We start from the raw sequence: 26,124 nt of genomic DNA, 5'->3' as shown, positions 1-26,124 counted from the left end.
TTAATTGATTTTAATGAATTAATTAATCGACATTGTCATAATGACATTATTGGGTTAGTGTCGTAATGACAATGATAATGTCATTAGGACACACCCAAATGCTTTCTATCAACGCCCTGGCCCGTATCGCTATCGAGTTGCAAATGGGGCTATCAAATCAAGATCGTTTTCAGCGGTTGATTAATAGCCTACGCCAGCTATTACGCTGTGATGCATCGGCGTTGCTACGTTATGAGAACCAGCTATTTCGACCGTTGGCGATAGACGGTCTGGCACCGGATGTGCTGGGACGACGTTTTCGTCTGTCCGATCATCCGCGGCTGGAAGCGATCGCCCGTGCGGGCGATGTGGTACGTTTCCCGGCGGATAGTCAGCTTCCTGATCCTTATGATGGCCTGATCCCCAGCCAGGAAGATCTTAAAGTGCACGCGTGTGTTGGCCTGCCGCTGTTTGCGAATCAGAATTTGATCGGTGCGCTAACGGTGGATGGTATGGATCCGCGCCAGTTTGATCATTTTAGCGATGAAGAGCTGCGATTAGTGGGGGCAATGGCGGCCGCGGCGCTAAGTAATGCTCTGCTAATGGAGCGTCTTGAACGGCAATTGCCTGCGCCGGTGCGTGCCGAAAGCCCGGCGGTGGAAAGCGCGGAGGAAATGGTCGGGCTGTCTGAAGCGATGCAGCGGCTAAAGAAAGAAGTCGATATTGTGGCGGGGTCTGACCTGAATGTGCTGATCATGGGGGAGACGGGCGTCGGCAAAGAGCTGGTGGCGCGAGCGATCCATCGTGGTTCGCATCGGGCTGATCATCCGTTGGTCTATCTTAATTGCGCTGCGCTGCCGGAATCGGTCGCGGAGAGCGAATTATTTGGCCATGTAAAAGGGGCGTTTACCGGAGCGATTCACCACCGTACCGGTAAATTTGAAATGGCGGATAACGGCACGCTATTTCTGGATGAGATTGGTGAACTGTCGCTGACGCTACAGGCGAAGTTACTGCGCGTATTGCAATATGGCGATCTCCAGCGCGTGGGCGATGATAGCACGTTGAAAGTGAACGTACGTGTACTGGCGGCAACCAATCGTGATTTGCGTCAGGCGGTGCTGGATGGTGTTTTTCGCGCCGATTTATTCCATCGTCTGAGCGTTTTTCCCTTATCCGTACCGCCGCTGCGTGAGCGTCGTCAGGATATAGCACTGTTGGCTGGGTTTTTCTGCGAACGTAGCCGTGTTCAACTGGGGTTGGCGCGTTTGGCCTTAACCGTGCAGGCGGGAGCGCTGCTGGAACAGTACGATTGGCCGGGGAATGTGCGCGAGTTAGAGCATGCCATATACCGCGCGACTGTGCTGGCAAGAGCGGGACAGGAATCGGGTGAAGTGCTGTTAGGCCCAGAGCATTTCAATCTTGAGCTTCCCTCCCAGCCCGTTCATGCTTTTGCAGGGGAACCGAGTGCCACTGGCAGCACACCAGATTATTTCATCAGCGGCGGCTTGCGAGAGGCCACGGACGGCTATCAGCGTCGGATCATCCAGCAAACGCTGGCGCGTCATGGGGGCAACTGGTCATCCTGCGCGAGAGAACTGGAAATAGACAGCGGCAACCTACACCGTTTGGCGAAACGTCTGGGCATCAAATAAAAGCGCCCCGAAAATCGGGGCGCTGAGGTTGCTGATAAAGCCCATTTTCATTCGGCAAATAGGTTTGTCAACGGTCTGGACGCCCCGAAAATAGGGGCATCGGCACACGAGATCTCTCCTAACTTCTCTATCGCGTATTTAACTTAACCGCATTTCACGCACTTGGCGCTCTGGATCATCTGGAAGAAATCGTTGCCTTTATCGTCTACCAGAATAAAGGCCGGAAAATCTTCTACCTCAATCCGCCAGATGGCTTCCATCCCTAATTCCGGGTATTCCACACAGGTTAGGCTCTTAATGCTGTTCTGCGCCAGGATTGCCGCTGGCCCGCCGATGCTGCCAAGGTAAAAGCCGCCGTGTTTCTTACAGGCGTCGGTCACCTGCTGGCTGCGGTTACCTTTTGCCAGCATGATCATGCTGCCGCCGTTGGCCTGTAGTAAATCGACGTAGGAATCCATGCGGCCTGCGGTTGTCGGCCCTAGTGAACCGGACGGATAGCCTTCGGGCGTTTTTGCCGGGCCGGCATAATAGATCGGGTGGTCTTTAATGTACTGCGGGAGTTCCTCGCCGTTATCCAGTCGTTCCTTCAGCTTGGCGTGAGCAATGTCACGGCCGACGATGATGGTGCCGGTCAGCGAGAGTCGGGTAGATACCGGGTATTGCGACAGCGTTTTCAAGATCTCGGCCATCGGACGGTTCAGGTCTATTTTTACCGCATCGCCCTCGCCCGCTTCGCGCAGATGTTCAGGAATGTATTTCCCCGGGTTTTGTTCCAACTGTTCCAGCCAAATGCCTTTGCGGTTGATCTTCCCTTTAATATTACGGTCAGCGGAACAAGACACCCCCATACCGACGGGGCAGGATGCGCCATGACGCGGTAGGCGGATGATCCGCACATCGTGGGCAAAGTATTTCCCACCAAACTGCGCGCCCAGACCCAGATCGCGCGCCGCTTCCAGAATCTCCTGCTCCAGGGCGATATCACGGAACGCCTGACCGTGCTCGTTGCCTTCTGTCGGCAATTCATCGTAGTACTTGGTTGACGCCAACTTGACGGTTTTCAGCGTTGTTTCCGCCGACGTGCCGCCAATCACGAATGCGATGTGATACGGCGGGCAGGCGGCGGTGCCTAATGAACGCATTTTCTCAATCAAAAAGCTTTTCAATTTACCTGGCGTCAGTAGCGCTTTGGTTTCCTGATACAGATAGGTTTTATTGGCAGACCCGCCGCCTTTAGTGACAAACAGGAATTTATACTCTTCACCTTCGGTGCTATAGAGGTCAATTTGCGCGGGCAGATTGGTGCCGGTATTGACCTCTTGGTACATATCCAAAGGCGCGTTTTGCGAGTAGCGCAGGTTGTCTTCAATAAAGGTATTGTAGACGCCTCTGGACAGCGCTTCGGCATCGTTAGCGCCAGTCCACACGCGCTGCCCCTTTTTACCGACGATAATAGCGGTACCTGTATCCTGGCAGGTTGGCAGGATACCTTTGGCAGCAATTTCAGAATTACGTAGGAATTGCAGCGCCACGTATTTATCGTTTTCGCTAGCCTCGGGGTCGTGAAGAATATCGGCTACCTGCTGCTGGTGAGCGGGGCGGAGCATGAAAGAAGCATCATGGAAGGCTTGCTGCGCCAGAAGCGTTAATGCTGCTGGCTCGATTTTCAGGATGTCCTGACCTTCGAATTGCGCGATAGAAACAAAATCGCTGCTCAGCAGGCGATACTCGGTGTCATCCTTACTGAGTGGGAAAGGATCTTGGTAATAGAAGGGTTTATTCGACATTTTGTTCTCACTTGCAATCGTATGAATGAGTGAATTTTCACCTTATCGTATGCAACATCTTATTATTAAGGCGCACGATTGCGGCATCTGCGGGGGTGCCGCGAATACTCAAGTAGTAATCCCTTTCATAGTAGGGTTTTTCATTGGGAAGTACTACTTTGGTGCGTCACAATAATGGGTGTTTTTGCAAGGTGACGCGGAGGGAAAGCATCAGGCGTCCTATGCTGGGAAAACCTATTCTCATCCAGAGAAGATGTTTTCCTGCTGTTCAAGAAGGTGGTCAATCATCCACAGTCCGGCTGGGCCGGGCGGATGGGGTTTAGACCAGACAATGTCCACGTCAATCCACTGCGGCCAGCCCGCGACCGGCAATTCCACCAGCTTATTCTGGTCGTATTGCGCCACTAACCAGCGCGGCAGAATGCTCCAGCCATGCCCCTGCTGCGCCATTTCCAGTAGCATAAGGTAGGACGGCGCAGACCAGACTATTCCTTGCGGTTGTGGCTGGTCGCTACGTTTATAGGTATTGAGATAGAGCTGGCGGACTGTCGCCAGTTGGCTGCGGGTCACGCTTTTTTCTTTGGCTAGGGGGTGGAATACCGACACAAAGACGGCCATTTCCGTTTTAATCTGCAAGCGTGCCGCGGCTATATCGGGCGGATAATCTGCCTGCGCGCGCAATATACCGACATGCGCACGATGCGTTTGCAGTAGATCGATGACATCATCGCCTTCCGCTATCAGGCATTCAAATTCAATATCGGGAAAATGGTGAGCGAACCGCTTGAGTACCGGTTCGTAATGCGCAGCTTGCCAGATATCGGATAACACAAACGTCAGACGTGGCTCGATATGGTCGGCCAAACGGATCGCCAACTCATCCAGGGCTTCACTGGCCGACAGGATCGCCTGTACATGAGAAAGTACCTTTTCGCCTGCTAGCGTGAGTACAGGCTGATGACCCGATCGATCAAATAGCACTAACCCCAGATCGGCTTCCAAATTGGCAATAGCGGCACTAATGGTGGATTGGCTTTTATGCAATCGCCGTGCGGCGGCGGAAAACGATCCCGCATCGACGGTCGTCACAAAGGCTAACAGGGATTCGGGTGAATAACGCATCCTACCTCTATCGGTTTTATCGATGGAAACTAACTTTATTCTATCATTTTATACGATGATAATCGGGCCGTAATACAGTGTCATCCATGATAATGGTCAGAACACATCCGCAATAAAGATAGAGTGAATAGGCTATGCAGAACAAAACCAATAAAACCTTACGTGAACGCTGGTACCATGCCATAGGCTTTGAGCTGATTGCATTAGCGATCTGCGCGCCAGTCGGTGCCTGGTTGTTGAATAAACCGCTCTTTGATATGGGTGCATTGGCGGTTATGCTATCCAGCATTGCGATGATATGGAACATGATCTATAACGCGATATTCGATCGCCTATGGCCTGCCGATCGCGTACAACGCCGACTCGCTGTGCGTATCGGCCACGCACTGGGATTTGAAGGCGGTTTCATTCTGATTGGGTTACCGCTGGCGGCGTGGATGCTGAACATCACCTTATGGCAGGCACTCAAAGTGGAGATCGGTTTCTTTCTGTTTTTCCTGCCGTATACCGTGCTGTATAACTGGGCCTATGATGCGCTACGGGAACGTATGATCGCTCGCCGTCGTCACACTCGCCAGATAGCGGGCCATTCCCGTCTACGCTGATTCCGGGTGTTAGCGTAGGCAGGTTTAGTGCCCTAATACGCATGTTGCCGGAATCACCACTATGATATGGCGCAGCATCAGGATGTTATGTTGATGCTGCTTCCTATTTGCCTCGCTGAGATTTCTTTGCCGTGGGGAGCTTCCTAAAGGCGAAAAAGAGTTGCACGGTGTTACACAGTACCAGGAAGGCCGTGACGATAAAAACCCAGCGGAAGCCCATCATCGCGGATACGCCGGAACCGACTAACGGCCCCAGCACGTTGCCCATATACATAAATGATTGGTTATAACCAAAGATGCGTCCCGTCACCTGCTGACTACTGTACTTGACCAACAGCGCCTGTACGGTTGGCATTAATGCACCATCGGCAAAGCCCAATATAAAGCGCAGAAGGCCAAGCTGCGTGGGGGTTTTTACCATCGCCATCACCAGAAACAGTAGTACGCTGATCGCCAGTGCGGCGATCAGGATGCGATGCGCGCCGATCCTGTCGCCTAATCGGCCGAGACGGGGAGCGGATAGCAGGGCGGAAACGCCAGGAATGGAAGCAATAACGCCGCTAATGAAGGCAATATTATCCGAACCAGGTGTGAGATCGCGGATGAATAGCGTGAGGATTGGGCTAATTGAACCGTTCGCCATCTGGATCATCATTGTCGTAATGAATAGGCAGATAATCAGCGTTGGATAGGGTAATGAAGCAAAAACCGCTTTCCCGCTGAGTCGATTTTCTTTGGTAACCCTAACCACACTTTCTTTAATCGCGAAGAGCGTAATAAGAAAGCAGATGAACAACATGCCGCCCGTAATGAAAAAGACGAAGCGTAACCCAATATAATCGGCCATAAAGCCGCCAAATAAGGGGCCGAGGATCACGCCGGCAATCTGCCCGGTCGATAACATACCCAGCGCCCAGCCGCTTTTTTCGCGCGGAACCTGCGAGGCGATCAGCGCCATCGCATTGGGAATATATCCAGAGGTCAACCCCATTAATGCGCGCAGAATAAACAACTGCCATACGTTGGTCGCTAATCCTTGCAACGACATAACGATCGCCATGCCGAGTGCGGCACGCAACAGCATAAGCTTGCGGCCTTTACGATCGGCGAGGCTCCCCCACAGTGGGGCAACGATGGCGGAGATGATAAAGGAGGAACTAAAGATCAAACCGGACCACAGGCTTAGCGACTCGTGCGAATGAACGCCAAGCTGCTCAATGTACAGCGGCAAAAAGGGCAATATCTGGCTCATTGCCAGCCCGGTGAAAAAACATCCCAGCCAGGCGGAGAAAAGGTTAAGTTTCCAGGTTTCCATGGGGGTCGTAAGAGGCCTTCAGCAGCGAATAACCAGTGACGAAATGCGTGGTCGTGTGCGTATAAAGTGCGCTAACCGAAAACGAGTAGCATTCAACTAATAACGAACGGTGACTAAAGTTTCGCCTTTTACCCAGAGCATAGCATAGCTAACGATAGCGTGATCACTGGTGGTAATGATTCGCAACAAAAGAAATTGGCCTAAGGAGCGGCTCTGGTTCAATGCTATTTTTTTGTGATGTGCATCACAAAAAAATAGCATTTACCGTACCGAGGTTGTAATATTTATCGCCGTAAGGCGGATTCCGCCAGGTAAGACAAAATCGTTACTCCATCGCGTTGTTCAATCAATGAGTAAGTAGAATCAAGATGAAAAAAGTGCGTAATATCTTCAAAAAAATGCTGACGGCTTATCTGAATACGTATAAAAACGTACCGCCCGGCGCACAGTTTTAAGTCATGTGCTATGCATGATATCGGTCATCGTATTGGTGGCCGATATCATTTAATGACTGCCTTCTGTTAAGAAAAGCCTGTTTTGATAAGTACGCTTACAGATTTTTCTTATGCCTCTACTCCTTAATTCAACGCGAATCCGGTACAATTCCCCTGACCGTTGGTCGTTCACCGGCTGTTCAAGATTCCCTCTGTGTTGTCCGCATGCTAATCCCGCGTTTGGCCTCATGCGTGATGAAGGTCAGAAGTCGTTTTCCACACAGCTGAAACGATTACTATAAATAAGTGTCATGATAGGTGTAGCGCGTTTTATGCGGTGCACTGTTAATCACTTAAAGACAATCATCATGAAAATTAAGCAAACTTTTACCAGGGCATTACTTCATCCTCGCTATTGGACGACATGGTTCGGACTTGGCGTACTGTTTTTACTCGTTCAACTTCCTTATCCCTTACTGATGAGAATCGGCCGTAGTGCCGGTCGGCTATCTCGTCTCTTTCTTAAACGCCGGGTAGCGATTGCCAGGCGCAATCTGGAATTGTGCTTCCCGACGATCTCAGACAAGGAAATAGAAAAGCTGATCGACGGTAATTTTGCTTCTCTCGGAATGGCATTAGTCGAAACTGGCATGGCCTGGTTCTGGCCCGATCGTCGGGTGCGTCGCTGGTTTGATGTTTCAGGGCTTGAGCATTTACATAGGGCTAGCGCAGAGGGCAGAGGCGTGATGGTAATCGGTATTCACTTTATGTCGCTGGAACTCGGCGGGAGGGCGATGGGATTATGCCAACCGATGATGGCAATGTATCGCCCGCACAATAATAAAGTGATGGAAATGGTGCAAACCTGGGGTCGTTCACGATCGAATAAGGCGATGATTGATCGCAGGGATCTGCGTGGTATGGTGCACGCGTTGAAACGGGGCGAAGCGGTATGGTTTGCTCCCGATCAGGACTATGGCCCTAAAGGTAGTATTTTTGCCCCATTTTTCGCGGTAAAAAATGCAGCGACTACAAATGGGACATATACAATCAGTCGGTTAGCGAAACCCGCGATGATGACCACGGTGCTGATTCGTAAATCGGATGCTTCTGGCTACCAACTGGTCATACAGCCTGAATTACAGGATTATCCGTATCATGATGAACAGGCAGCCGCGTGTTATATGAATAAAGTCATTGAAAAAGAAATCATGCGTGCGCCTGAACAGTATCTTTGGCTGCACCGCCGTTTTAAGACGCGCCCGGTTGGCGAAGTGTCGCTCTATGCATAACGCGGTAGCGCCGTATGAACAGTACGGCGCTCGCGGCATTTACTCTTTCTCTAATAGCATTCCACGTGCGGCAAAGGGTTTTCCGGTTGCGCCGACACGTTCGTGGCGTGCCAAGTAACGGTAGCAGCCTGCGGACAGGGCTGCGCCGATGAACCAACTGAAGTTGGCCGCATCACGCCATTGTGGGATAAAGCTGATGATAAGCCCGATAGCCACGGCGGGAATGAGCGCCATTAGCGCGTTCGGGTTGAAGCCGTTTCGATACCAGTAACGCCCTTTTGGCGTTGCGTCGAAGAGATCGTCCACATAGACTTTCCCGCCTTTGATAACATAGAAATCCATTAGCAGAATACCGAAGAGCGGGCCAATAAAAGCGCCAAGCACATCCAACGTGTAGTGAATCAATTCTGGTGAATTAAACAGGTTCCAGGGCGTAAGCAGGACGGAACCGACGGCGGCGATCATACCGCCAGTGCGGAAACTAATATGCTGTGGCGAACAGTTTGAAAAATCAAAGGCTGGTGACACAAAGTTGGCGACGATATTGATCCCGATGGTGGCGATGATCATCGTCAGTACGCCAAGCGCAACAGCGACGCCACTACCGATGTGTGTGACGGTTTCGATAGGGTCGGTAATCATGCGGCCAAATAACGATTGGGTTCCTGACACGATAATGACGGTGATAATGGAAAACAGCAGGAAATTAAAGGGAAGCCCCCAGCGATTGCCACGGCGGATTTCCTGCATACTTTTACCGTAGCGGGAGAAATCGCCAAAGTTCAACAGCGGGCCGGAAAAATAGGAAACGACCAGCGCCGTGGCGGTAAGCATTTGCCAGGTTTGTTCTCCTGTCGTCAGCGTTTTGCTACTGAGTGTAAATGAGATATTTTCCCAACCGGTCTGGTAAATAATCCAGGCGGCCAGCAGCGTCATCACGATATAAACTGCCGGGCCGGCGAAATCAATAAAGCGTTTAATCGCGTTCATACCGTGCCAAAACACCATGGCCTGTAAGAACCACATGATGCCAAAGCAAATCCATCCAAGCGTTGACAGGCCGAGCCAGTGACTCTGCGTTAGCGGTGCAAGGTTCGGATAAAATTTCAGCAATACCAACATGAGGGCATGAGCGGCCAGGTAGGTTTGGATTCCGTACCATGCAAAGGCGATTAGGCCGCGGATCACTGCGGGTACATTGGCGCCAAACACGCCAAAGGCCTGGCGGCAAATGACCGCATAAGGCACACCACTCATCTGACTGGGTTTGGCGACGAGGTTGGCAAAAATTTGCACAATACAGATCCCCACCAGAAGGCACAGCAGCACCTGCCAGCTTGCTAACCCCAAGGTGAAAAAGCTGGCTGCGACTACGTAGCCTCCCATGCTATGCACGTCTGACATCCAGAAGGAAAAAATGTTGTACCAAGACCAGGTTTGAACGCGGGTCGGCGCCAAATCCGCATTACAGAGTCTGGGGCTGTACGTATTATTGTCATTACCTGTGTTGATATGTTCTGGCATGGAATCTGCTCCTTTTACCTTGGTCGTAAAGCGAATGACGTTGTTGGTAAAAGACGTTGCACGAATCAGGCCAAAATTCATTTTTTTGTATACATAATCAATAAATGGTGTGTACGATTTATGGAAATATTGATGACGAGAAGGTGAGATGAATTACACATACGGGTTTGAAAATGCGCCATTCCCTCAGCAAAAAGATGATGTTATTTATCAGGCGCTGGTGGATGCCATTGTGGAACATCAACTGTTGCCGGGAACAAAATTGCCGGAAGAAGCGCTGGCTGAAGTATTTTCTGTAAGCAGAACGGGGATCAGAAAGGTCTTACAACGCCTCGCCGTGGTGCAAATGGTCACCTTAACGCCTAAACGTGGTGCACAGGTGTCGACACCATCGGTTGAAGAGGCACAAGAAATTTTTCAAACTCGCCGCTTAATCGAATGTGCCAATCTGCCAGCAGTGGTCGCACACTGCCGCTCTCCCCATCTAACGGCATTGAATAAGCTGGTCGCGGCAGAACAGCAGGCGCACGCCGATCAACACGGGGCGGAAGCTATCCGATTGTCTGCCGCTTTTCATATTCAGCTACAGGCGATTTCTGGCAATACGGTATTAACCGGGATGGTTTCACAATTAACGCTGCGCTCATCGCTGGTTATCGCCGCTTACGGCGCGCCGTGGCAGCAAGGGTGCCGCTGCCACGACCACCACCATCTTCTCATGCATCTACGGAATAAAAACGTTCCGGCGTTATCAGAGACGTTAACGCAGCACTTCGATGATATTGTTGCGAGCCTGCGCTTTGACAGAGATGAAAACGCCGAGCCTGACTTCAGCCGCCTGTTCGGCCATATGAAGGAGAAGCTTGCGTGAAACCGCTTTTAATTCAGGTTATTAACCCTAATACCAGTATTGCCATGACGGAAACGATCGGAATGGCCGCACGTGCGGCGGCGGCGCCAGGGACGGAAATCATGGCGGTGTCTCCTTCTCAGGGCGTGCCTTCTATTGAAGGGCATTTTGATGAGGCGATAGCGGCGATTGGCGTGTTGGAACAGATCAAGCAGGGGAAAACACAGGGCGTCGACGGACATATTATTGCCTGTTTTGGCGATCCTGGTTTGCTTGCGGCCCGTGAAGTTGCCTGCAAGCCAGTTATCGGTATTGCTGAAGCCGCTTTTCATATGGCGACACTGGTCGCTACCCGCTTCTCCATTGTGACTACGCTACCGCGCACTGTGATTATCGCGCGCCATTTATTACAGCGTTATGGTTTTGAACACCATTGTGCCGCGCTGCATGCTATCGATTTACCCGTGCTGGCGCTCGAACAGGATAGCGGCATTGCCCAACGGAAAGTAAGGGAATATTGTATACAATCCCTGCGTCAGGATGGTGTCGGCGCAGTCGTATTGGGTTGCGGTGGCATGGCCGATCTGGCGCAGTCGCTGACCCAGGAATTGGCCGTCCCAATCATTGACGGCGTTAGCGCGGCCGTCAAACTGGTTGAATCTTTATCCGCGCTGGGGTTGACGACCAGTAAGCATGGCGATCTGGATTATCCAATCGCTAAACCGTTGAGCGGCATGTTTAGCCCCCTACGTTAAGGAAAAAACGATGAGAAGTGATTCTACTGTGTTGAGCGATGGGGGGGATTATCCCCGCGATCTCATTGGCTATGCGGGCCAGCCGCCGCAGGCTAACTGGCCTGGTAATGCTCGCATCGCGGTTCAGTTTGTGCTGAATTATGAAGAAGGCGCGGAAAATAATGTTTTGCATGGTGATGCCGGGTCTGAACAGTTTCTCTCCGATATTATTGGTGCGGAAAGTTATCCTGCCCGTCACATGTCAATGGATTCGCTGTATGAATATGGCTCGCGCGTTGGGTTTTGGCGCATCCACCGGGAATTTCAGCGACGTGGCCTGCCGTTCACGGTATTTGGCGTGGCGATGGCGCTGGCGCGTAACCCAGCGGTCGTAGAGGCGATTAAGTCGGCTGAGTATGATGTGGTGAGTCACGGATGGCGCTGGATTCATTACCAGAATATGGATATTGCTACAGAACGTGAGCACCTGAATAAGGCGATAGAGGTGCATACGGCGTTATTTGGAAAACCACCGCTAGGCTGGTATACCGGTCGGGATAGTCCGAATACCCGCCAGCTGGTCGTCGACCATGGTGGTTTTTGGTATGACAGCGACTATTATGGCGATGATTTACCTTTCTGGATGCCGGTGAAAAAAAGTGACGGTGGTGTACATCCTCACCTTATTATCCCTTATACGCTTGATGCAAACGACATGCGTTTTGCTTCACCGCAGGGCTTTAACTGTGGTGAACAGTTTTATAGTTACCTGAAAGACAGTTTTGATGTGCTTTACGAGGAAGGTGAAACGTCGCCGAAAATGTTATCGATCGGCATGCACTGCCGTTTGCTGGGGAGGCCGGGTCGGTTCCGTGCCTTGCAGCGCTTTCTGGATTATATTCAGCAGCACGATAACGTTTGGGTTTGTCGCCGTCAGGATATTGCCGAGCACTGGCGTGAGCATCATCCGTATGTAGCGCGTCGATAGATCAGAAACAAAAATGGCCGCCCTAAGTAAGGCAGCCATTTTTTAGTTGTTAACGTACTGGGTACGATTAACGGAAGAAAGCGTAGGGGTTAACACCGCGATAGGTGGTGCCCAACGCTTTTAATAGTTGATTGATTTTGCGGACAACACGCATCTTTTTATCCCCCACGATACGTAAATAATTATTGGTTGAAAGTACCAAAGTTGATGTTAACGTTTTCGAACACGGCGATGATTTTTTTCAGCAGTTTCATGGTCTTTCCCTCATTGTTGATTAGTCAGTTTTCTGTGACGCTGTTCACGTTTTTAAGAATACCCGCCCTGATACGACGGGTCAACTTTTTTGTGATGAGAATCACAAAAAAATAAACAGAGAGTTTGCATGAAATAAACTGTCGTTTTGATTTCAGCCAAGTGTCCGATCTGGATATTTTTTATACCGATGTGCTTTCAACACGGTGCTGGTTGGGGCTGTATCTGAACGAGTGAGCAACATCCTTCAATATGAGAGGTGAAGGAATAGGTAAATTGTCTTGATTAGCGGTTGAAATAAGCGCGGGGGAAGCGGGATAATTGTGCGCTCCATATTGTCTCGGTTCTGAGACAGCAACGTCTTGATTTTATATTTGATTATAGTTTCTGCGGCAAGATTATAGTTTCTACGGCAAGTTAATCGTTTGCGCATGTCCAGGCGATTAAATATTCATAATTGCACTGGTGCGCTCGCGTTTCACTACCGCGCAAACTGACCAATTTATCTTAATACTCATGGCACTTCAGGGGATTACACCATGGCAAATACCCTCCGTCAGACAGGCTCACAGAGCGCGCTTGACGATTTTTTCAAAATTAAACAGCGCGGCAGTAATGTGCGTCAGGAAGTATTAGCGGGTTTGACGACATTCCTGGCGATGGTTTACTCGGTTATTGTGGTGCCGAGTATGCTAGGTAAGGCGGGTTTCCCGCCAACGGCGGTGTTTGTGGCAACCTGTTTGGTTGCCGGAGTGGGATCGCTATTAATGGGTTTATGGGCTAATTTGCCGATGGCAATTGGCTGTGCGATTTCGCTAACGGCGTTCACCGCATTCAGTCTGGTGTTAGGGCAGCAAATCAGTATTCCTGTGGCGTTGGGCGCGATCTTTCTGATGGGGGTGCTGTTCACCGTTATTTCTGTTACGGGTATCCGATCTTGGATCTTACGTAACCTGCCGATGGGTGTGGCGCACGGCACGGGAATTGGTATTGGTCTGTTCCTACTGATTATTGCCTCTAATAGCGTCGGGCTGGTGATAAAAAACCCGTTGGATGGCCTGCCGGTGGCGCTGGGTGATTTCACCTCTTTTCCCGTCATGATGTCCCTGTTGGGGTTGGCGGCGACGATTGGTCTGGAAAAGCGACGCGTGCCGGGCGGCATTTTGCTGGTCATCATCGTCATCTCTATCCTCGGACTGATTTTTGACCCGAGTGTAAAATACGCCGGTTTCTTCGCCTTGCCGAGTTTGACGGCGGCTGACGGGTCGTCATTGATCTTCAGTCTGGATATCGCGGGCGCGTTACAGCCGCTGGTTTTGCCGAGTGTATTGGCGCTGGTGATGACCGCCGTATTCGATGCTACCGGGACGATTCGTGCCGTAGCCGGACAGGCCAACTTATTGGATAAAGACGGACAAATTATCAGCGGCGGGAAGGCTCTGACGGCGGACTCCGTAAGCAGCATTTTCTCCAGTCTGGTCGGGACGTCGCCAGCGGCGGTCTATATTGAATCCGCTGCGGGGACGGCCGCGGGTGGTAAAACCGGCTTAACGGCGACCGTCGTCGGTGTGCTGTTTCTACTCTTGCTGTTTGTGTCGCCGCTGGCGTATCTGGTGCCGGGTTATGCGACCGCGCCCGCGTTGATGTACGTCGGTCTGCTGATGCTCAGTAATGTATCCAAACTGAATTTTGATGATTTTGTGGATGCGATGTCTGGCTTAGTCTGCGCCGTGTTTATCATCCTGACCTGTAATATCGTGACGGGCATCATGCTTGGCTTTGGTACGCTGGTACTAGGCCGTATCTGTGCCGGTGAATGGCGAAAACTGAATGTCGGCACCGTCATTATCGCTATCGTGCTGGTGATATTCTACGCGGGCGGTTGGGCGCTCTAACCTCTCTCTTTACAGACCTTCAGGGGCCGTCCTGAAGGTCTGTCATTTCCCACCCGATCTTTTTTCCTCTAAACCTAGTTTGGTGTGATGTTATGCGCCTTTTATTGGCGTTGGATTGATGTCACTTCAGTGATAATCAATAAGGTGACTGTCCGTCATGCATTACCTAGAAATCCATTTTCATACCGGGCTAAATGCGTTAAATATGTAAGGGTAGTTTTATCGGCATTTGGCTTACGAACAGGCAGAATTTTTTGATTGAGGAGCGCGTCTAAGGAAAGCATGGAAATATTTTTTACGATTCTGATTTTAACCCTGATGGTGTCATTATCAGGTGTGGTTACACGCATTTTACCTTTTCAAATTCCTCTGCCTTTGATGCAAATCGCGCTGGGTGCCATCCTCGCCTGGCCTCAATTCGGTTTGCACGTTGATTTCAACCCTGAACTATTTATGGTGCTTTTCATTCCGCCGTTGCTGTTTGCCGATGGTTGGAAAACGCCGACGCGGGAATTTTTGAAGCATGGTCGGGAGATCATTGGCCTGGCGCTGATACTGGTTCTGATAACCGTGGTGGGCATTGGTTATTTCATCTACTGGATGGTGCCTGGTATGCCACTGATTGCGGCCTTTGCGCTGGCGGCGGTGTTGTCGCCGACGGACGCCGTGGCGTTGTCCGGCATCGTGGGTGAAGATCGTATTCCGAAAAAGTTGATGGGTATTTTGCAGGGCGAAGCGTTAATGAACGACGCCTCCGGCCTGGTGTCATTGAAATTCGCCATCGCGATAGCGATGGGAACGATGGTGTTTACGGTTTCCGGTGCGGCGCTGGAATTCACGCAGGTTGCACTAGGCGGGCTGTTAGCGGGCGTCGCAGTCACCTGGCTATTTGGGAAATCGCTGCGCCTTATCAATCGCTGGAGCGGTGATGATGCCGCGACGCAAATTGTGCTACTGCTGTTGCTGCCCTTCGCGTCATACCTGATCGCGGAGCATATCGGCGTGTCGGGCATTTTGGCGGCGGTCGCGGCGGGGATGACGATCGGTCAGTCCGGCGTCATTCGTAGTGCGCCATTGACGATGAGAATGCGTGCGAACGGCGTGTGGTCGATGCTGGAATTTGTGTTTAACGGCATGGTGTTCATCATGCTGGGCTTACAATTACCCGGTATTCTGGAAACCTCGATTACTCAGGCGGAGCTGGACCCAACGGTGGAAACCTGGATGTTATTCACCGACATCGCGATTATCTATGGCGCGCTGCTGCTGCTGCGGTTCTGCTGGCTATGGGGAATGAAAAGATTCAGCGTGCACATCCAGAAAAAGCGGCCAATGGTTTTCGCCGAATTTTCCACTCGCGAGCTGTGGATTGCCTCTTTTGCCGGGGTACGAGGCGCAATAACGTTGGCGGGTGTGCTATCGATCCCGCTATTGCTGACCGACGGCACGGCGTTCCCCTCACGCTATCAGTTGGTATTCATCGCTACGGGCGTCATTTTGTTTTCGCTACTCTGTGGGGTATTGGCGTTGCCGCTGCTACTGCGTGGCGTTGTCGTCGGCGACAAAGCGGCGCAGGCCAAGGAAATCCGCATGGCGCGTGTCGCGGTGGCTGAGGTCGCGATCAAAAGCATACACAAAATGGAGGAGCGTCTGGCGGCCGATCGCGAAGAAAATATCGACGAACAGGTGCTTAAGGAGGTCAGCGCGCGCGTGATCGGCAACCTGCGTCGACGGCTCATTGGTAAAGATGATCCCGATAACGGTTTGCTGATTGAGAATCTGGAACGACGCTTTCGTCTGACGGCGCTGAATTCGGAACGTGCGGAGCTGTATCACCTGCGCGCTACGCAGCAGATCAGCAATGAGACGCTGCAAAAAATGCTGCGTGATCTCGATCTTATGGAAGCGCTCTTGATAGAAAATGACTGAAACCGGGTAACTTATTTCCTGCTATCACGTTGATTTTCTAATTATTTACTTTAATTAACATCCCTATTGCGAGAGCGATAGGGATGTTTTTTTATGGGCGCCGGTGAGGAATGCCGGTGGGGAAGGGCAAACTACTTGTCACTAAATGATAATGATTGTTATTATCCGTGAGATTTATCTGAGAAGAAGCGCTGTCAGTAAAAAGCGCGGCAGCAAACACGTGCAATAAATAAATATAGCTCACACAGTCTCGACATCGTGTGGGCAGCGTGGCTGTTTAAAGGAACTGATAAAAAACCAACGGATATTAACCTGGATTCATTCGGTAGCACTTCATATTTATAGGGGAAATTATGCGTGTATTAGTGGTTGATGATGATTCTGTGCTGTGCCATTGGCTCGGGTCTAAATTACATTCCCACGGCCACTCTTGCCGCATGGTGCACGATGGCGCACATGCATTAAAAGCGATCAAAGATGAAGTTTACGATGTTGTCCTATTGGACAGGATGTTGCCCATTATGGATGGATTTACGGTATTACGCGAATTACAAGGATCGCGCCACCCGCCAATCATGCTGCTCTCCGCGCTGGATCGCGATGTCGATCGCGTGATGGGGCTGGAGCTTGGCGCGGAAGATTACCTTGGCAAGCCGTTTAATTTTAATGAGCTTCGCTTGCGTCTGGATATTATGGCGCGACGTGGCAAACGTCATGCCGATAGCCCCTCCATGTTGACTTTTGAAGACTTACAGCTTGATCGTTTACAACGCGTTGCCTGGCGTGGCGGTAAGCGTATCGATTTAACGGATAAAGAAATCAAACTATTAATTATCTTGATGGAAAATCCAGGCCAAGCGATTACGCGCACCATGCTATTAGAGCGGGTGTGGGGTTACAATTTTGATCCACAAACCAACCTGATTGACGTGCATATGTCAAAGCTGCGGGCAAAAATTGATAAGGGCTTTCCGCGTCCATTAATTAAAACATTGAGAGCGATGGGGTATGCGCTAGGCCCGGTAGAAAAGGATAAAACCGATGTTAGCAGCCACGCTGAATAAAATAACGAGGCTAGGGCAGCGCGGGCAGATAAAAATTAAATACTGGCGATTACTCGGGGCGAGTCGGTATCCGGGGTTTTTATGTACTTCTAATTTTCGTCAGGCAATAACCCTTGTTTTTTTGTTCTTATTAATGGCGTTAGTGTGTATTGTCGGCTTTAGTTCATTAAGTGAAACATTACTCAGAACACACGTCCGAGAAGTGATTCTGGGCAATATTTATGACTACTCGATGCAGTCAGGGTTAACTAATGCCGATAGCCTGATTATGCAATTACGGCGAGACAATCAGGCAAAAGGAGATGAACTTCCGCTGTTTCTGGTGATGAATAAAGACGGCACTATTATGTATCATAATCATCCCCTGAGATTGCATTCGTTAAATGTGGACGCCCTTGACTCATCGAAAATGGAAGCGCGCCACTATACCCATTGTCGGATGAATGTCCGGTGCCTTAAGGCCGAAATCTCAGACCCGGACGATCCTAACCTGATTGGCTTATCCGTCATGCTGGATGATGGCGGTGTGCTATTCACGGCTTACAACATTCGACCCATGTTAGAGCGGGTGAGAACGATCCCCTTGGCAGCCGGTGGTGGGCTATTTATCGTGCTGCTTTTCTGCCTATTTGTCAGTCGCCATTTTAGTTTACGTACGCTAAGGAGCGTAGAACGGATACGCAGCGCATTACACCGTTATAGCGCGGGGGAGCAGCACGTGAGAATGCCGCTTTCAACCAACGGCGATGATTTCGACAGCCTGAGCGCCGATATCAATCAGAATCTGGAGCGTATTGAACGGCTAATGGACCAAGTCCGTAATACGTCAAGCCATGTCGCTCATGAACTTCGCACCCCGCTGACGCACTTGCAAAATCGGTTATATAACCTGATTGAACGTCATGGTCTGGAAAAAGACGTGCGCCAGGAATTAAACCTTGCGGTGTGTGAGGTGGATAAAATACTGGGGTTGTTCCGCACGGTGATGCGTATTGGCGAGATCGAAAGCGGACGATGTATTCATCAGTTTTCATGGATTGAGGCCAGGGCACTATTGGAAGAATTAGTGGAATATTATCAACCGCTGGCGGAAGAACGCGGCTGCCAACTCAATGTTGCCACTTATGCGGATGAACCGTTATTTGGCGATAGGGCGCTGCTCTTTCAGGCGTTAGCGAATTTGGTTGAAAATGCGCTGAAATATGCGGCTCAAGGGAAAGTGATCCTCGTAGGCGTAAAGCGTCACCGAGGGTGGATGGCGCTATTCGTTGCCGATCGTGGCCCCGGTATTCCTGAGACATCGCATGAAAAAGCCGTGCAGCGTTTTCAGCGTCTGGATGTTCGTTCATCTTCTGGATATGGACTGGGGCTGTCGCTGGTCAATGCTATTGTGGAATTACATGGTGGCAGATTATATATGGAATCGTCGCAGCCAGGCCTACGCGTTTATTTATGCTTGAATAAACGAATGGCGCCTAAGATGATGAATAAGTACGTTGACGATATACCTGACTAACCATTAATCAATGTAATGAATAATTAGTGCATCGAATAACGTGAAGGGCGCTCGTTATTAATTACACCCGCTAAGCGCTAATTACACCGCGAATATTCCTTAGTCTATTAAGGGGTATTTTGTACGCCTCATTATTGTCCATTGATAGTGTGTGGATGCCATAGATGTTTTCTCGAAACCCGTAATGAAACTCTGGTTTTTGAACGGGTTAAATTAATCTTACCTATTGTTTTAAAATGCTATTTTTTTAAATAAAAAGATTAACGAATATTAATGTTCTGCCCCTTGTTGTTTTTGATAATAAGTCTCATTATTGCCACCGTTATCATCGTGACGACATAAGCGTTACGATCCTGTTGACAATAACAAGGGGTTTCCCTCCATGAATAAGATGACATTGAAACTGCGTTCTTTTTGGCGTGATGAGAGCGGTGTAACGGCAATCGAATACGGCATCCTTGCTGCCGCGATGGCAGCGGCAATCGGTGCAATTTTTGGCGGTGACGGCATCTTTGTTAAAGCGTTGAATGAGAAATTCACACAAATCGCCGATCAAATTACCGGAACGGGTACCAGTGGATCCGGCAGCGCAGCAGGCGTAGCGAAGTAACACGGCAATGGTGTTTTATGCGCATGCACTGGCTCTCGTGTTACTGGTCGCTTGCCTTTGTTGGTGCATCAGTACCGATCTGCTAGCAAGGCGCATACCCAATCTCGCCATTGTACTGTTGCTAGCCGTGTGGGGGGTATTGAGCGCGATCGATATCCTGCATGCCGGATCGATCGATAGGCCGATACTGTATCAAACCCTTAAGGCGTTGCCTGGGGCGGGCGCGGTGTTGGTTATTGGTTTTCTGTTGTTTCTCACCGGGCGTCTTGGTGCGGGTGATGTCAAATTAATGAGCGTGCTATGCCTGTGGGTCGGCAGCAAGCAACAGATTACCTTCGTGATGATTACGGCACTGGCCGGTGGGGTATTGGCATTAGGCCTGCCGCTGCTAAATGCCATTCCGGTTGCCGTCGGTTTAGGGATAGAACGAATAAACCAAGTGTTGAAATGTCGGCTCCCCCTACCGCCACCGTTGCCGACTGAACTTTCTCAGGGCATTCCTTACGGTATCGCCATTGCGTTTGGCGCGATGTATGTCCTGATTTTTCCGCTGTTTTAGTACAGCGTTGAAGACGCACACTAGGGTAATCATGCTGAAATGAAAGTGAATTCTACCTATCTGCTCTCCGGGGCATGCATCGTTGCGGGTATCGTGGCGCTAGCGGTGCGCAGTCATCTGGCCTCCCCGCCGCCTCCGCCTCCGGCACCCGTTGTGGTTAAGGCACCGGAAAAAGTGCAAATACTGGTCGCAAGAAAAGTATTACGCCCCGGTGATTTTATCGATCCCTCTTATTTTGACTGGCGTGAACCCACGGATGAGGAAAAACCTATATGGCGCGAATTTACCTTTGTCAAAAATAAGGATCGGGAAAGGCTGCAATCTTTGCTCGGCGCAACCGTGCGTGAAACGGTCGCCCAAGGTCAGGCGTTGACCAGTAATGTGGTGGTGCAAAAAGACGATCCTGGTTTTGTTTCCGCCGTATTACATAAAGGAATGCGCGCGATCTCCGTGCCGACCAACGCGGTTGCCAGCAATGCCGGTTTGGTCGCCGCAGGCGATCGGGTCGATATTATTCTTAGTCTCAGAAAAGACGAACAGCCCGAACTGGTGCGTGGACAAATGCCATCCTCATGGGTCGTTCCTCCTTCGATGACAACGATATCGGTGGCCAAGCCTTTTCTGGCTTCAGAATCTATTGTTTGCGACTTAAGGGTGCTGGCCCTTAATAATCAGACCTATACCGACGTTCGCCCTCGTCAGGATGTGATAGCGGAAGAACAGCTTAATGCTGTAGAGAAGAGTCGCCTTCCGGCGTCGGCTCCATCCCGCTCGCGCTCGACCAGTTACCAAACCGTTACGCTCGAAGTCACGCCGAAACAGGCAGAAATTTTAGCGGTGGCAAAAGAAGTGGGCATGTTGCATTTAGCCATCCGTAGCGCTTCAGATGATACGGATAACACCTGTAAACCGACAAATGATGCGCTGGCGTCGGCTCCATCCGCACATTCCGGCGTAACGTCGCTCTCCCAGAGCACCGATATTTATAACAGCATGTCCGGTATCCCTGCGGGGCGCCAAGTCAAGATATATCGCGGTGGACAAAAAGAAGTGCAGACGTTTTCTCCACGATAAACCGGCCATGCGTCTGCTGATGTTCGGCAGCGCTGGGAAAAATAGATCCTGTTACGGAATCAGTCCTGTTACGGAAATAAGTAGATGACGATGTTCTCCCTGTTTTTTAGTGCGGCGTTGTGGCGTCGAGGTAATCGGTTGCTTCGCTATGGCGCACTCTCTCTCGCCTTGACGCCACTGGCGGTGAATGCTGCCAACGTAGCCAAAGTGTCAGTAACCAACGAAGTGCATTTAACCGTGCATCAGGGGCAGCTATTGAAACTGGATGGCATGCCAGACAGCGTGCTGGTTGCCGATCCCAATATTGCCAGCTTTGAATTGCCTTCGCCGGGCAACCTGTTTGTTTATGCTAAAAATGTCGGCACCACCACGCTCTATGCGATGGATGAGAATGGTCATGTCATTAACGCTATCCGCATAATTTCCGAACATGATTTAAAAGCGCTGAAAGAACGTCTGAAACGTGAATTTCCTCATGCTGATATCCAATTGGAAGCGGCGATACCGAGTGGCGTCATTGTACGCGGTAGCGTTGATACCCCACAGGATGCCAAGCACGTCATCGACAGCGTGCAGGCATATATCAGCGCCTCATCGTCCAGCGGCGGTTCCGGCGGCGGTAGCAGTAGCGATATGCCGGGCAGTAGCGAAACGTCTAGCAAGGTCGTTAATCAGCTAAAAATCAAAACCCCTTCACAAATCAACATTCAGGTTCGCGTGGTGGAAGTGTCGCGCAAATTGACCCACGAACTGGGTTTTAACTGGCAAGCCTCGATGAATGGTCGCCTTGGTTGGGATAACGGCAGCTACGTCGGCGGTGTTGGCGGCGCGATAGGGTCTCAGGGGTTCTTTGATTCGGCCACGGGCGCTATCACTAATCCGGCGGGGAATTCAATAGGATTTGGCTTCTCAGGCAGAGATGGTTCCCTCGGTACCCTGCTCTCCGCCATGAATTCTCAGGGAATGGCCACCGTATTGGCGGAACCAAACCTGACGGCCATGTCGGGGGAAACCGCAGCGTTTGCCGCTGGCGGTGAAGTTCCCATCGTGATTATCACCAACAACAACGTCAACATCGATTACAAATCTTACGGGGTGATTTTACGCATCACGCCGACGCTGCTGTCCGCTAACCGCATTAGCTTACATATCGCGCCGGAAGTAAGTGAGCTGACGGATGTCGGTGCCGTTCAAATTCCTGGTGGTTCGGTCGTACCTGCGATGAAAGTGCGCCGCGCCGATACCACGGTGGAGCTGGCCAGCGGGCAGAGTTTCGCGCTGGCGGGGATGCTGCGCAGCGCCAACGATCAAACGATCAATGGCGTACCGGGTTTAAGCGATATTCCCATGTTCGGACGCCTGTTTGAGAGTGAAGCCTCTCGCCATGAAGAAACGGAACTGGTCATTATCGCCACCGCCTATGTGGTGGAACCCGTGAACGCGGGCGAACTTCAGACGCCGGGGCAGGGGGCGAGAATGCTGGACAGATCGATGCCAACTTCCGCTTCCATTGGTTATCTCTACTGAGTCCGTGAGGGGCAACAAAACATGCAAACGATCAACCTAATCACCCCTGCGTTTCGCCCGCTGAGCTTCCGAGTCGCGATGCTGGCCTCCCTCTTTCTGCTGGCAGGATGCGGATGGAATAAGCCGGTCAACGATATGCGTATGCAGCGCTATGACCAGCCAGCGTTGCAACCGATCGCGGTTCAGCCGATGTCAGTGTCAGTGTCGTTACGGGTGGCCTCAAATGGTCGAGGGTTCCAGCCTGAATCGCTGAAGAAACTCAATACCATGCTTAAGGATCAGGGCAGACTTTCCGCGCAGACGCTTACGCTGATTCCCCATAGCGTGAATGGAGAAAAGATGGCTGAGCGGCTGGCTACTGCGCTGAGAAACGCCGGCGCCAAGGCGCAAAATGTGAAACAACTGCGTCGTGCTACGGGCGGTGCGCAATCCGGCGATGTCGAAGTGGTGTCTCAGGCGCTGGTGGTTAAAACCACCCGCTGCGCGATTAACGATCCCAATCTCCTGATGGTGAAGCCATTTGAGGCTGTGGGCTATATGGGCTGCGCCACGCAAAACAATTTGGCGATGATGGTCGCGGAGCCTTGCGATTTGATTCAGGCAAAAACGCTGGACGGCGCGGACGGCGTAGCCGCGGTTAACAGCATCGAACGCTACCAGAAAGACGACGTGAAAGAACTCATCGACATTAACTTTGATGAAGACAACTAACAGGACAGCGTGACATGAGCGAAGTAACCCTATCCTCCCCTGTTGACGGCGATGATCTGCCTGCTCAGCCGCTGGTGGCGTTTGTTTATGCCGAGTCGGAAGTGGCGCACTTACAGGATTTTATCGGCCGCTTGAATCACCCTGATGCGCCGGTTATGCCCGGTGGTATCGCGGCGGCGAAACAGTGGTGCGAGTTGAATGTGCCGCCGCATATCCTGTTGGTTGATTTGGAAGGCGTTGCCTGGCCGTTGCCGGAACTCGAAGCGCTGCTGAACGTCTGTGGCCCTGCAACTCAGGTCATTACGCTAGGGAAAACACAGGATGTCGGCCTGTATCGCGCGCTGTTGCAACTGGGGGTAACGGATTATCTGGTGAAGCCGTTTACGTTGGATCTGCTTGCCGTCACCCTCGCGAAATGCGAAGGGCAGCAATCTGGGCCGGAATATGCACGAATGGGACGCACCGTTGCCGTTGTTGGAGCGAGTGGCGGTAGCGGCGCCAGCACGGTGGCGATGGGATTGAGTCGATTGCTTTCCGGTGAACGTCATCTGCCGGTGGCACTGGTGGATTTCGACCGGCGCAATGGCGACCAACTGTTGCTGCAAGGGCAGGATCAGGACGCCGGACTGGCGGCGGTGCTGGAGACGCAGGATCTAGACGCCCGGTTGTTGCAACGCGCCATGCTGCGTGTTGATACCCGTTTGCACCTGTTAGCGCAGAAGCCGACGTTGGGCGAATTGGCACCGGTTGAGGTGGACAGCGTGCTCAACCTTGGCGGTTCATTATGTCGCATGTTCAATCAGGTGATTTGGGATCTGCCAAACAGTTATCCCACCGGCGCGCTGGATGTTCTCACTTACGCCGATTTGCGCATCATCGTGACCGAATTGACGCTACAGGACGCGCGCAACATTCGCCGCGTATTGCATGAGATCGGGGATGAAAGCGAAGGGCAGCGCCTACTGTTGGTGCACAATCAGAGCCGCTTCACTGGGGCGCCGCCGCTTGCGCGCGAACAGTTTGAGCATCTGGCGGGGCGCAAGATCGACGTGACGTTGCCTCACGCCGGGCAGGGGATGGCGCAGAGTCTGGCGTTAGGCGCGCTCAACTTTTCAGCCTCGCCGGCCTTTGTGCAAGGGCTACGTCAACTGGTGGATTTAGCCTGCGGCGAGCAACCTAAACCGCCGATCGAGCGTTGGTATACGCGCTGGCTGAAACGCAAGTAAGCGCCATCTGCGCAGGCTGATACGACATAAAGATACAGATACCCGGTGTTATCAGGGGCGAGAAAAAATGCTGATTCGTAAAAATACCGCGCCAAAAAATGATGCGCAGAAACGAGCGCCGCAGGCTGCAACGCCAGCGGCGAATAACACAGAATTGAAATCACGATCCGCGCCGGAAACGCACACCGCATCGCCGATTCCGGCAGCGCCAGCGGCGGTGCGCCAGTCGGATAATCGTAATCACCAGCGGCGTGTCATCCGGGCGCAGCTTTACGATCAGATTGATGCTGGCAAAGCGGCAATGATGGAGCGCGATAAGCTGCTGGTGCAGATTGAAACCGTTATCCGGCGGATTTGCGATGAACAACGCCTCCAGCTCTCTCGCCCGGAAGAAGAAGCCATCGCCGCGGAAATGCTGGATGAAATGACTGGTATCGGCCCGATCCAACCGCTACTGGCGGACGACACCGTGAACGATATTTTGGTCAATGGCGCGGGCCAGGTCTTTGTGGAGCGTTTTGGCAAACTGGAGTTGTCGCCCATCACTTTTATCGATGAAGAGCACGTTTTCAACACCGCGCAGCGCATCGCCGCGGCGGTGGGGCGTCGCATTGATGAGGCCAGCCCCATGGTGGATGCGCGTTTACCGGACGGTAGCCGCGTCAACGTTATTACTTACCCGTTAGCGATCGACGGCACCACCATCTCAATCCGTAAATTTATGCGTCGCAACCTGTCGCTGGAAATGCTGGCGGAACGGCATTGCTTGTCTTATGCGATGGCCGATGTGCTGAATAAAGCGATGAAAGCGCGGGTAAATGTGATCGTTTCCGGCGGTACCGGCGCGGGGAAAACGACACTGTTGAACGCGCTTTCGCAGAAGATCGGCAGCGATGAACGCATCATTACCATCGAAGATGCCGCCGAACTGCAATTGCAGCAGGAACACGTCGTCCGGCTGGAAACTCGCCCGATGAGTGCGGAAGGCTCAGGCCGCGTCGATCAGCGTGATTTAGTGAAGAATGCGCTGCGCATGCGCCCAGACCGCATCATTCTGGGGGAAGTCCGTGGCGGAGAGTGTTTCGACATGCTTCAGGCGATGAACACGGGTCACGATGGATCGCTGTGTACCGTTCACGCCAACACCTCGCGCGATGCGATCCAGCGGCTGGAAAATATGGTCATGATGGCCAACATGCAATTGCCGCTGATGGCGATCCGCCGCCAGATCGCCAGCGCCGTACATTTGATCGTGCAGATCGAACGTATGCGCGATGGGGTACGCCGCGTGGTATCCATCACGGAACTGTGCGGCATGGAAAACGAAGTGATCCAGCTACAGGATCTGTTTACTTTCCAGATCCAAGGGACGGATGCGCAGGGCTTGCTGACGGGGGAATACATTCAACACGTACAGCGTCCGCAGTTTTACAGCGACAGAACATACCTGTTCGACGCGCAATAACGCCGGGAGGA

General features: G+C 51.6%; 22 protein-coding genes. 18 read left to right on the top strand and 4 right to left on the bottom strand.

All coding sequences use genetic code 11. From position 1 onward, the window contains the following. Nucleotides 1-77: 77 nt before the first annotated feature. Nucleotides 78-1,634 (top strand): nitric oxide reductase transcriptional regulator NorR, encoded by a 1,557-nt coding sequence (gene norR, locus RFN81_RS15860; RefSeq protein ID WP_264496744.1) that lies wholly within the window; start codon nucleotides 78-80, stop codon nucleotides 1,632-1,634. 143 nt (nucleotides 1,635-1,777) lie between these two features. On the opposite strand, the gene fumA is transcribed toward norR, so the two are convergent. After that, entirely contained in the window at nucleotides 1,778-3,421 is a 1,644-nt protein-coding gene (gene fumA, locus RFN81_RS15855) for a class I fumarate hydratase FumA (RefSeq protein WP_264496743.1), read from the bottom strand. Nucleotides 3,422-3,661: 240 nt separating this feature from the next. Beyond that, a complete protein-coding gene (locus tag RFN81_RS15850) occupies nucleotides 3,662-4,543 on the bottom strand; it encodes a LysR family transcriptional regulator (protein WP_264496742.1) in 882 nt (293 codons plus the stop codon). A 134-nt stretch (nucleotides 4,544-4,677) separates the two neighbouring features. On the opposite strand from RFN81_RS15850, the gene RFN81_RS15845 reads away from it, so the two are divergent. Then, complete coding sequence (locus tag RFN81_RS15845; RefSeq protein ID WP_264496741.1) at nucleotides 4,678-5,148, top strand: multidrug/biocide efflux PACE transporter; 471 nt, start codon at nucleotides 4,678-4,680, stop codon at nucleotides 5,146-5,148. Between the two features lie 103 nt (nucleotides 5,149-5,251). Here the strand turns inward: RFN81_RS15845 and RFN81_RS15840 are convergent, their stop codons facing one another. After that, nucleotides 5,252-6,463, bottom strand: a complete 1,212-nt coding sequence (locus RFN81_RS15840; RefSeq protein ID WP_264496740.1) for a multidrug efflux MFS transporter — start codon at nucleotides 6,461-6,463, stop codon at nucleotides 5,252-5,254. A 368-nt stretch (nucleotides 6,464-6,831) separates the two neighbouring features. On the opposite strand from RFN81_RS15840, the gene azuC reads away from it, so the two are divergent. Together azuC and lpxP are read left to right on the top strand one after the other, a co-directional pair. Continuing rightward, the gene (azuC, locus tag RFN81_RS18785; RefSeq protein WP_349875164.1) at nucleotides 6,832-6,918 is read left to right on the top strand and encodes a stress response protein AzuC; all 87 of its coding nucleotides are present in this window, start codon (nucleotides 6,832-6,834) and stop codon (nucleotides 6,916-6,918) included. Nucleotides 6,919-7,265: 347 nt separating this feature from the next. After that, nucleotides 7,266-8,189 carry a kdo(2)-lipid IV(A) palmitoleoyltransferase gene (gene lpxP, locus RFN81_RS15835; RefSeq protein WP_264496739.1) on the top strand — a complete coding sequence of 308 codons (924 nt, stop codon included), beginning with the start codon at nucleotides 7,266-7,268 and terminating at the stop codon, nucleotides 8,187-8,189. A 39-nt stretch (nucleotides 8,190-8,228) separates the two neighbouring features. On the opposite strand, the gene RFN81_RS15830 is transcribed toward lpxP, so the two are convergent. Further along, complete coding sequence (locus tag RFN81_RS15830) at nucleotides 8,229-9,713, bottom strand: NCS1 family nucleobase:cation symporter-1 (protein WP_264496738.1); 1,485 nt, start codon at nucleotides 9,711-9,713, stop codon at nucleotides 8,229-8,231. A gap of 148 nt (nucleotides 9,714-9,861) precedes the next feature. Here RFN81_RS15830 and RFN81_RS15825 point away from each other — a divergent pair, with 148 nt between their 5' ends. From RFN81_RS15825 to RFN81_RS15760, 14 genes are all read left to right on the top strand, one after another. After that, nucleotides 9,862-10,584 carry a GntR family transcriptional regulator gene (locus RFN81_RS15825; protein ID WP_264496737.1) on the top strand — a complete coding sequence of 241 codons (723 nt, stop codon included), beginning with the start codon at nucleotides 9,862-9,864 and terminating at the stop codon, nucleotides 10,582-10,584. Then, entirely contained in the window at nucleotides 10,581-11,318 is a 738-nt protein-coding gene (locus RFN81_RS15820; protein ID WP_264496736.1) for an aspartate/glutamate racemase family protein, read from the top strand. Before RFN81_RS15825 ends, RFN81_RS15820 begins: the two co-directional genes overlap by 4 nt. A 10-nt stretch (nucleotides 11,319-11,328) precedes the next feature. Then, the gene (gene puuE / locus RFN81_RS15815) at nucleotides 11,329-12,285 is read left to right on the top strand and encodes an allantoinase PuuE (RefSeq protein WP_264496735.1); all 957 of its coding nucleotides are present in this window, start codon (nucleotides 11,329-11,331) and stop codon (nucleotides 12,283-12,285) included. A gap of 791 nt (nucleotides 12,286-13,076) precedes the next feature. After that, nucleotides 13,077-14,432: an NCS2 family permease gene (locus RFN81_RS15810; protein ID WP_264496734.1), complete on the top strand. Its 1,356-nt coding sequence runs from the start codon at nucleotides 13,077-13,079 to the stop codon at nucleotides 14,430-14,432. A 282-nt stretch (nucleotides 14,433-14,714) separates the two neighbouring features. Beyond that, nucleotides 14,715-16,361 (top strand): Na+/H+ antiporter, encoded by a 1,647-nt coding sequence (locus RFN81_RS15805; protein WP_264496733.1) that lies wholly within the window; start codon nucleotides 14,715-14,717, stop codon nucleotides 16,359-16,361. 353 nt (nucleotides 16,362-16,714) lie between these two features. Beyond that, nucleotides 16,715-17,425 carry a response regulator transcription factor gene (locus tag RFN81_RS15800; RefSeq protein ID WP_264496732.1) on the top strand — a complete coding sequence of 237 codons (711 nt, stop codon included), beginning with the start codon at nucleotides 16,715-16,717 and terminating at the stop codon, nucleotides 17,423-17,425. Next, nucleotides 17,403-18,941 (top strand): sensor histidine kinase, encoded by a 1,539-nt coding sequence (locus RFN81_RS15795; protein ID WP_264496731.1) that lies wholly within the window; start codon nucleotides 17,403-17,405, stop codon nucleotides 18,939-18,941. The genes RFN81_RS15800 and RFN81_RS15795 overlap by 23 nt, the downstream gene beginning before the upstream one ends. A gap of 382 nt (nucleotides 18,942-19,323) precedes the next feature. Beyond that, complete coding sequence (locus RFN81_RS15790) at nucleotides 19,324-19,551, top strand: Flp family type IVb pilin (protein ID WP_264496730.1); 228 nt, start codon at nucleotides 19,324-19,326, stop codon at nucleotides 19,549-19,551. A gap of 7 nt (nucleotides 19,552-19,558) precedes the next feature. Continuing rightward, entirely contained in the window at nucleotides 19,559-20,110 is a 552-nt protein-coding gene (locus RFN81_RS15785; protein WP_264496729.1) for an A24 family peptidase, read from the top strand. A gap of 39 nt (nucleotides 20,111-20,149) precedes the next feature. Continuing rightward, complete coding sequence (cpaB, locus tag RFN81_RS15780; RefSeq protein ID WP_264496728.1) at nucleotides 20,150-21,184, top strand: Flp pilus assembly protein CpaB; 1,035 nt, start codon at nucleotides 20,150-20,152, stop codon at nucleotides 21,182-21,184. Between the two features lie 84 nt (nucleotides 21,185-21,268). Continuing rightward, a complete protein-coding gene (locus RFN81_RS15775) occupies nucleotides 21,269-22,711 on the top strand; it encodes a type II and III secretion system protein family protein (protein WP_264496727.1) in 1,443 nt (480 codons plus the stop codon). 21 nt (nucleotides 22,712-22,732) lie between these two features. Beyond that, the gene (locus RFN81_RS15770; RefSeq protein ID WP_264496726.1) at nucleotides 22,733-23,422 is read left to right on the top strand and encodes a CpaD family pilus assembly lipoprotein; all 690 of its coding nucleotides are present in this window, start codon (nucleotides 22,733-22,735) and stop codon (nucleotides 23,420-23,422) included. A gap of 14 nt (nucleotides 23,423-23,436) precedes the next feature. Continuing rightward, the gene (locus RFN81_RS15765; RefSeq protein ID WP_264496725.1) at nucleotides 23,437-24,648 is read left to right on the top strand and encodes an AAA family ATPase; all 1,212 of its coding nucleotides are present in this window, start codon (nucleotides 23,437-23,439) and stop codon (nucleotides 24,646-24,648) included. A 67-nt stretch (nucleotides 24,649-24,715) separates the two neighbouring features. Next, nucleotides 24,716-26,113, top strand: coding sequence for a CpaF family protein (locus RFN81_RS15760; protein ID WP_264496724.1), 1,398 nt, complete (start codon nucleotides 24,716-24,718; stop codon nucleotides 26,111-26,113). The last annotated feature ends 11 nt before the right edge of the window (nucleotides 26,114-26,124 follow it).

Source organism: Pectobacterium cacticida (genome assembly GCF_036885195.1).
GTDB lineage: Bacteria > Pseudomonadota > Gammaproteobacteria > Enterobacterales > Enterobacteriaceae > Pectobacterium > Pectobacterium cacticida.
The sequence above is the reverse complement of the archived record's forward strand: the minus strand, read 5'-3'. Positions and strand labels throughout refer to the sequence as shown.

Excerpts from the sequence above, each read along its gene's own strand:
- norR (WP_264496744.1), top strand. The coding sequence starts at position 78 with ATGTCATTAGGACACACCCAAATGCTTTCTATCAACGCCCTGGCCCGT.
- fumA (WP_264496743.1), bottom strand. The coding sequence starts at position 3,421 with ATGTCGAATAAACCCTTCTATTACCAAGATCCTTTCCCACTCAGTAAG.
- RFN81_RS15850 (WP_264496742.1), bottom strand. The coding sequence starts at position 4,543 with ATGCGTTATTCACCCGAATCCCTGTTAGCCTTTGTGACGACCGTCGAT.
- RFN81_RS15845 (WP_264496741.1), top strand. The coding sequence starts at position 4,678 with ATGCAGAACAAAACCAATAAAACCTTACGTGAACGCTGGTACCATGCC.
- RFN81_RS15840 (WP_264496740.1), bottom strand. The coding sequence starts at position 6,463 with ATGGAAACCTGGAAACTTAACCTTTTCTCCGCCTGGCTGGGATGTTTT.
- azuC (WP_349875164.1), top strand. The coding sequence starts at position 6,832 with ATGAAAAAAGTGCGTAATATCTTCAAAAAAATGCTGACGGCTTATCTG.
- lpxP (WP_264496739.1), top strand. The coding sequence starts at position 7,266 with ATGAAAATTAAGCAAACTTTTACCAGGGCATTACTTCATCCTCGCTAT.
- RFN81_RS15830 (WP_264496738.1), bottom strand. The coding sequence starts at position 9,713 with ATGCCAGAACATATCAACACAGGTAATGACAATAATACGTACAGCCCC.
- RFN81_RS15825 (WP_264496737.1), top strand. The coding sequence starts at position 9,862 with ATGAATTACACATACGGGTTTGAAAATGCGCCATTCCCTCAGCAAAAA.
- puuE (WP_264496735.1), top strand. The coding sequence starts at position 11,329 with ATGAGAAGTGATTCTACTGTGTTGAGCGATGGGGGGGATTATCCCCGC.
- RFN81_RS15810 (WP_264496734.1), top strand. The coding sequence starts at position 13,077 with ATGGCAAATACCCTCCGTCAGACAGGCTCACAGAGCGCGCTTGACGAT.
- RFN81_RS15805 (WP_264496733.1), top strand. The coding sequence starts at position 14,715 with ATGGAAATATTTTTTACGATTCTGATTTTAACCCTGATGGTGTCATTA.
- RFN81_RS15800 (WP_264496732.1), top strand. The coding sequence starts at position 16,715 with ATGCGTGTATTAGTGGTTGATGATGATTCTGTGCTGTGCCATTGGCTC.
- RFN81_RS15795 (WP_264496731.1), top strand. The coding sequence starts at position 17,403 with ATGTTAGCAGCCACGCTGAATAAAATAACGAGGCTAGGGCAGCGCGGG.
- RFN81_RS15790 (WP_264496730.1), top strand. The coding sequence starts at position 19,324 with ATGAATAAGATGACATTGAAACTGCGTTCTTTTTGGCGTGATGAGAGC.
- RFN81_RS15785 (WP_264496729.1), top strand. The coding sequence starts at position 19,559 with ATGGTGTTTTATGCGCATGCACTGGCTCTCGTGTTACTGGTCGCTTGC.
- cpaB (WP_264496728.1), top strand. The coding sequence starts at position 20,150 with ATGAAAGTGAATTCTACCTATCTGCTCTCCGGGGCATGCATCGTTGCG.
- RFN81_RS15775 (WP_264496727.1), top strand. The coding sequence starts at position 21,269 with ATGACGATGTTCTCCCTGTTTTTTAGTGCGGCGTTGTGGCGTCGAGGT.
- RFN81_RS15770 (WP_264496726.1), top strand. The coding sequence starts at position 22,733 with ATGCAAACGATCAACCTAATCACCCCTGCGTTTCGCCCGCTGAGCTTC.
- RFN81_RS15765 (WP_264496725.1), top strand. The coding sequence starts at position 23,437 with ATGAGCGAAGTAACCCTATCCTCCCCTGTTGACGGCGATGATCTGCCT.
- RFN81_RS15760 (WP_264496724.1), top strand. The coding sequence starts at position 24,716 with ATGCTGATTCGTAAAAATACCGCGCCAAAAAATGATGCGCAGAAACGA.